Genomic DNA, 5,797 nt, shown 5'->3' with positions numbered 1-5,797 from the left:
AAATTAGTTTTAATATCATTTTCACAAGATATCATTACTAAAACAAGGGCAAGTAGTTGTACTATTTTTTTCATTGATATATTTATTAGATTTGGAATACAAATATATATTTTATTTTTAATTTGGTGTATTTATACTAAAAAAAACGCCTTTTGTAAGACATAATGTTTTTAGTTGTTTTTTAAATTGACAACTTCTTGTTCCGTCAAAACTCTCCAATTTCCTCTTGGTAAATTCTTTTTGGTTAATCCAGCAAATACTACTCGGTCTAGTTTAATTACGTTATATTTTAAGTGTTCAAAAATGTTTCGTACCACTTTTACATTTGATGTTTTCATTTTTACACCAATTTCACTTTTAGCTTCTCCATCAATAAATGTTACTTCTTCCACATATACTTTATGTCCTTCAATAGTAACGCCACTTTGAATTTTTTCTAAATCTTCGTATTTTAAATTTTTATCCAAAGAAACTTGATATATTTTTGATGAACGTTGATTTGGTGTTGTAAATTTTCTAACCATATCTGGATCATTTGTAAACAATAATAATCCTGTTGTGGTTTTATCCATTCTTCCAATAGGTTCTAATCGTACATTTGAAGGTGACTTTATCAATTGCAACACGTTGTTTGCGCCTTGGTCATTCTTCTCAGTTGAAAAATTCTTAGGTTTGTTTAAAAGGATGTATTCTTTTTTCTCAGGTGTTATGTTCACGCCGTCAAAATTTACCACATCGGTTAGTTTTACTTTGTGTCCCATTTCTGTAATTACTTCGCCGTTTACTTTTACGTTTCCGCTTTGGATATAAATGTCGGCATCTCTACGACTACAAACTCCTGAATTTGCTACATATTTATTTAATCTGATTTCATCTTTATCAGATTTGATTTTAACCACTTGTTGTTTTGGCTTGTCTGTTCTATTGAACTTTGGAGCAGGTTTGTTTTCTGAAGAAAAAGATTTTCCTGATTCGTTTTTCTTAAAATCTGGTTTTTTACTTTCCAAAACTTTACCGCTTCTTTTGGCTCCTGACGATTTTCTCATGCTTTTATTTTTTTGCAAAGATAGTCAATTTAAGTGAGAAGTACGAAATTGGTAGTTAGAAGCCGACTCACTGTCTAATTAATAGTAATTTTTGACCGTTTTCAATAACATCTGGTTTAATTAGAACGATACAAATTACTCCTGCTAAAAGAATTATTTTTAGCAAGAAATGAAGTTTAATATAATCTACTTTTCCTTCCGACTTCCATAATTTCAAAACAAAAATTAGAAGTAAAATATAACTTGAATAAAAATAACTATCCATATAGCCTACATCGAACACATTAATAAGAAAATAAACAGGAACGATTGTACACAATAACAATAATGAAATGATTTTTTTAGCAAAATTTTCACCAAAATTGACAGGTATGGTTTGATAATTATTAGATAAATCGCCTTCAATGTTTTCTAAATCTTTAATCATTTCACGAATTAATATGATTAGAAATAAAAATGTAGCGTGCGCAAAAATTACTTGATAAAAGTTTTTGAAATACAATAAAATTCCAAAAAAAGGCAAGACAGCTAACAGAGAAGCTGTAATATTTCCAATAAAAAGTATTTTTTTTAGCTTGTGCGAATACAACCAAATACTAAATATATAAACCGAAAAAAATAAAGCCGCTCGCCAAGAAACAAGCAAACCAAATAAAGCCGAAAAGAAATTTAAAGTGAAATAAACTTGAAGTTGGGTTTTCTGACTGACTAATCTATCTAAATAGGATTTTTTGGGACGATTAATGATGTCTTTTTTGGCATCGTAAAAATTATTAATGATATACCCCGAAGCAATGGCAAAAGTAGACGCCAATACTAAAAGAAATAATCTCCAATCTAAAATAATATCTAACGCTCTTCTTTCTGGAGCTAAAATAAAAATAGCAGATAAATATTGTGCTAAAGCGATTACAAACACATTGTACCCACGAGCCACAGAAAAGAAACTGAAGATTTTAGTAAGTACTAATTTAGAGTTGCGACTTAGCATTTTTTTGTGGTGAAGGGTTTGGGTTTTGGGTTTTGGGTTTTTCTTAAACCTTATACCCTATTCCTAATACCTATTTTAAAACTGATAAACCATTTCTAATTTATAATCTTTTAAAGATTTTTTAGCTTTTTCAAAATCTTCTGTAAAACCTAAAATATAGCCACCGCCACCAGAACCACACAATTTTAAATAGTACTCGTTGGTTTCAATTCCGTTTTGCCAAATTTGGTGAAATTGTTCAGGAATCATAGGTTTGAAGTTACTCAAAACCACTTTAGATAATTCTTTTGTGTTTTTAAATAACGATTTCATATCACCTTGTAAGAAGTTTTCCACACAAGAATCTGTATATTTAATAAACTGCGATTTTAGCATTTTTCTAAAACCTTGGTCTTTTAAATTTTCCATAAAGATATTTACCATTGGAGCTGTTTCTCCAACAATTCCAGAATCTAATAAGAAAACGGCACCTTTTCCTGTAGCCGATTGACTTGGAATTCCAGCAGCTTCAATATTATCTTTTGAATTGATAAGAATTGGTAAACTTAAATAACTATTTAATGGATCTAAACCAGAGCTTTTTCCGTGAAAAAAAGACTCCATATTAGAAAAAATTGATTTTAATTGCAATAATTTTTCTCTGGTTAAGTTTTCTAAAACGGTAATTTTATTCGCAGCGTATTTATCGTAAATCGCAGCTACTAAAGCGCCACTACTTCCTACTCCATAACCTTGTGGGATACTTGAATCAAAATACATTCCGTGGTTAACGTCGTTTTGTAATAACTCAATATTAAACGTTACTAAATCTGGTTGTTCCGTTTGTAATTGCTTTAAATAAGCAACGAACTTTACTAAACTTTGATTTGATTTTTTGGCATCTTCTGTCGTATTTTCATTGGACTTCAGCGCGCCTTTGTAAAAATTATATGGTATTGAAAGTCCTTTGGAATCTTCTATAATTCCATATTCTCCGAAAAGTAATATTTTTGAGTAAAAAAGTGGTCCTTTCATAAATTTTATTCTTTTATTTTATTTGGGTTTTGTCTGGTATCGAATACCATTAAAACTTTAATTTCATAATTATTAAATGTGTAATAAACAGTTGATTGTTTTGTAATTACACATTTTCTCATTCTGTTATTTAATTTCGATTTAGGAAAAAGTTCAGGATTATCTACAATTAAATCTAAACTTTTATATAATTTATTAGCAAATTTTTTACTTGAATTTTCACCAAATCTTATTTTAATAAACTCTAGAACTTCCTTTAAATTTTTTCTCGCTAAAGTAGTAATAACAAGTTTTCTCATACTACAAATAAGGAGTTATAAACTCTTTAAAATCGTGCACTTCTCCATTATCAGCTTGCTTCAAAGATATTTCTAATATATCTTTTTGCTCATCGCTTAACTCATCCCACCAATCCTTCTGCTCTTTTTGAAATATTTTCTGAATAGATTTAATAATTGAAGGATTTTGTGTTTCCTGCAATAACTTTATTAATTCTTTTTTTTCTAATTGAATATCCATTTTTTGATAGTATTAGTGTAAAGATATAAAATTATTTCAAATCTTGTGCACCATTTCCAATTTCATCACAAATATACTGACCATTTTGACAATAGCCAACTAATTCGTGCTGAATAAATTGCAATACTTTTTCTTTAACATTCTCAGGATACAAAACGTGCACATTGGCACCTGCATCTAAGGTAAAACAAACCGGAGTTTGAGTATCGCTTCTGAACTCCCAAATCGCATTAATAATTTCCAATGTATTCGGTTTCATTAATATAAAATAGGGCATCGAAGTCATCATCATAGCGTGTAATGTCAACGCTTCACTTTCTACCAAACTCATAAATTCCGTTACGTTTCCTGTTTCTAATAACGTAACAATTTTAGCAATATTATGATGTGCTTGATCAAATCGTTGTTCAGCAAATGGATGGTTGTGCATTAAATTATGTCCAACAGTACTCGAAACTTGTTTTTCGCCTTTATCAACTAACAAAATCGTATCTTGAAAATTATGAAAATTCGGATGCATATTTTCAAATGCTACCCCAAATAAGTCGGAGCTATTTTTTATGGTTTCATTTTTTCCCCACGCAACAACGTTTCCAATTATACTTCTGCAAGCACTTCCTGAACCTAATCGTGCTAAAAAAGAAGCTTTTGAATAAAAATAATCATCGGAAATTTCAGGTTTTAACGCCTTTTCTAAACTCATAATATTCATAGCAAGTGCTGCCATTCCAGAAGCTGAAGACGCAATCCCAGAACTATGTGGAAAAGTATTTTGGGTATAAATTGTAAAATGATATTCTTTTAAATATGGGCAATATTTATAAATTCTTTCGAAAAACTTTTGAATTTTAGGTTTAAAATCTTCTTTCGGTTTTCCTTCAAATAACAAATCGAATGAAAAATCATTACTTTCAGCTTTAGAAGAAATCGCAACTGATGTAATGGTTTTACAATTTTTCAGCGTAAAACTAATCGACGGATTGGCTGGAATTTGATCACCGTTTTCTTTTTTTCCCCAATATTTCACCAAAGCAATATTACTTGGCGCACTCCACGAAAAAGATGCCGCTTCTATTGAATTATAATTTGAAACAATGAAGTCTAAATCAGAATACATAAAATTATTTTTTACAAAGATAGAAAAGGAAGTTAAAACTTGGCGGTTAGATATCAGAAGTTTTGAATATCTTTGAATAAAATTATCAAAATGAAAAAGTATTTAAGAATATCGTATTGCATAATTATTTGTTTGACTGTTGGTTTTTTCTCAGGAAAAATTACACAATCATCTATAACCACTTGGTATCCGATACTTGTAAAACCTGTATTTAATCCACCAAATTGGATTTTTGCTCCCGTTTGGACGTTATTATACATTTTTATGGGAATTGCAGCAGGATTAATTTGGAATGAAATTGAAAATAAACCAAAAGAAGTTAAAATAGCGTTACAATATTTTATTTTTCAATTGGGATTAAATGCATTATGGTCTTATTTATTTTTTGGATTACAAAATCTACTATTATCCTCAATTGAAATTATTTTATTGCTATTGGTTTTATTAGAATGTTACAAATTATTTAAGCCGATAAACGCAACTGCAGCAAAATTATTCATTCCTTATATTGCTTGGGTTTCTTTTGCAACATTATTGACTTTTAGTATTTTTTATTTAAATTAAATATTCTCGGCAACTATATAGCCGCTTGTCCAAGCATTTTGAAAATTGAAACCACCAGTTATGGCATCAATATTTACCACTTCGCCAGCGAAATAAACCTTTGGTAAAATTTTACTTTGCATCGTTTTAAAATTAATTTCTTTTAAATCGATGCCGCCAGCGGTTACAAATTCTTCTTTAAATGTGCTTTTACCATTAACCTGAAATTCAGCTTGAGTTAACTGATTGGCTAAACTATTAATTTGCTTGTTGGTTACCTCAGCCCATTTATAATCCAACGCAATATCTGAAGCGGTTACGATATTTTCCCACAATCGTTTTGGAAAATCAAACGGGCAAAATTTGCCAATTAGTTTTTTATTGTTTTCTTCTTTAATTTCTTTTAATTGTTCAATGGCTTCATCAAAAGACACCTCATCTAACCAATTGACAAGCAAGGCAAAACAATATTTTTTATCAAATAATTCTCTTGCACCCCAAGCAGAAAGTCTTAAAATTCCGGGGCCTGAAAGTCCCCAATGAGTTATCAATAATGGGCCCGAAGAT

Annotated in this window: 8 protein-coding genes; 1 reads left to right on the top strand and 7 read right to left on the bottom strand. The window is 29.8% G+C overall.

The window, feature by feature from the left end; translation table 11 throughout:
* Positions 1–170: 170 nt before the first annotated feature.
* The 6 genes from ACIQ11_RS08395 to mvaD form a co-directional block, all read right to left on the bottom strand.
* Positions 171–1,046, bottom strand: a complete 876-nt coding sequence (locus ACIQ11_RS08395; protein ID WP_396154208.1) for a pseudouridine synthase — start codon at positions 1,044–1,046, stop codon at positions 171–173.
* Between the two features lie 67 nt (positions 1,047–1,113).
* Positions 1,114–2,037 carry a geranylgeranylglycerol-phosphate geranylgeranyltransferase gene (locus ACIQ11_RS08390; RefSeq protein WP_396154207.1) on the bottom strand — a complete coding sequence of 308 codons (924 nt, stop codon included), beginning with the start codon at positions 2,035–2,037 and terminating at the stop codon, positions 1,114–1,116.
* 75 nt (positions 2,038–2,112) lie between these two features.
* Positions 2,113–3,051, bottom strand: a complete 939-nt coding sequence (locus tag ACIQ11_RS08385; RefSeq protein ID WP_396154206.1) for a mevalonate kinase — start codon at positions 3,049–3,051, stop codon at positions 2,113–2,115.
* Positions 3,052–3,056: 5 nt separating this feature from the next.
* Positions 3,057–3,350, bottom strand: a complete 294-nt coding sequence (locus ACIQ11_RS08380; protein WP_396154205.1) for a type II toxin-antitoxin system RelE/ParE family toxin — start codon at positions 3,348–3,350, stop codon at positions 3,057–3,059.
* A 1-nt stretch (position 3,351) separates the two neighbouring features.
* Complete coding sequence (locus ACIQ11_RS08375) at positions 3,352–3,570, bottom strand: hypothetical protein (RefSeq protein ID WP_396154204.1); 219 nt, start codon at positions 3,568–3,570, stop codon at positions 3,352–3,354.
* A gap of 31 nt (positions 3,571–3,601) precedes the next feature.
* Entirely contained in the window at positions 3,602–4,687 is a 1,086-nt protein-coding gene (mvaD, locus tag ACIQ11_RS08370; RefSeq protein ID WP_396154203.1) for a diphosphomevalonate decarboxylase, read from the bottom strand.
* A 90-nt stretch (positions 4,688–4,777) separates the two neighbouring features.
* On the opposite strand from mvaD, the gene ACIQ11_RS08365 reads away from it, so the two are divergent.
* On the top strand, positions 4,778–5,251 hold the full coding sequence (locus ACIQ11_RS08365; RefSeq protein ID WP_396154202.1) for a TspO/MBR family protein: 474 nt from the start codon (positions 4,778–4,780) through the stop codon (positions 5,249–5,251).
* Here the strand turns inward: ACIQ11_RS08365 and ACIQ11_RS08360 are convergent.
* On the bottom strand, positions 5,248–5,797 hold a 550-nt coding region (locus tag ACIQ11_RS08360; RefSeq protein WP_396154201.1), incomplete at its 5' end, for an aminoacetone oxidase family FAD-binding enzyme. The two genes, ACIQ11_RS08365 and ACIQ11_RS08360, sit on opposite strands and share 4 nt — an antisense overlap.

The organism is Flavobacterium sp. (genome assembly GCF_044361065.1).
GTDB lineage: Bacteria > Bacteroidota > Bacteroidia > Flavobacteriales > Flavobacteriaceae > Flavobacterium.
The sequence above is the reverse complement of the archived record's forward strand: the minus strand, read 5'-3'. Positions and strand labels throughout refer to the sequence as shown.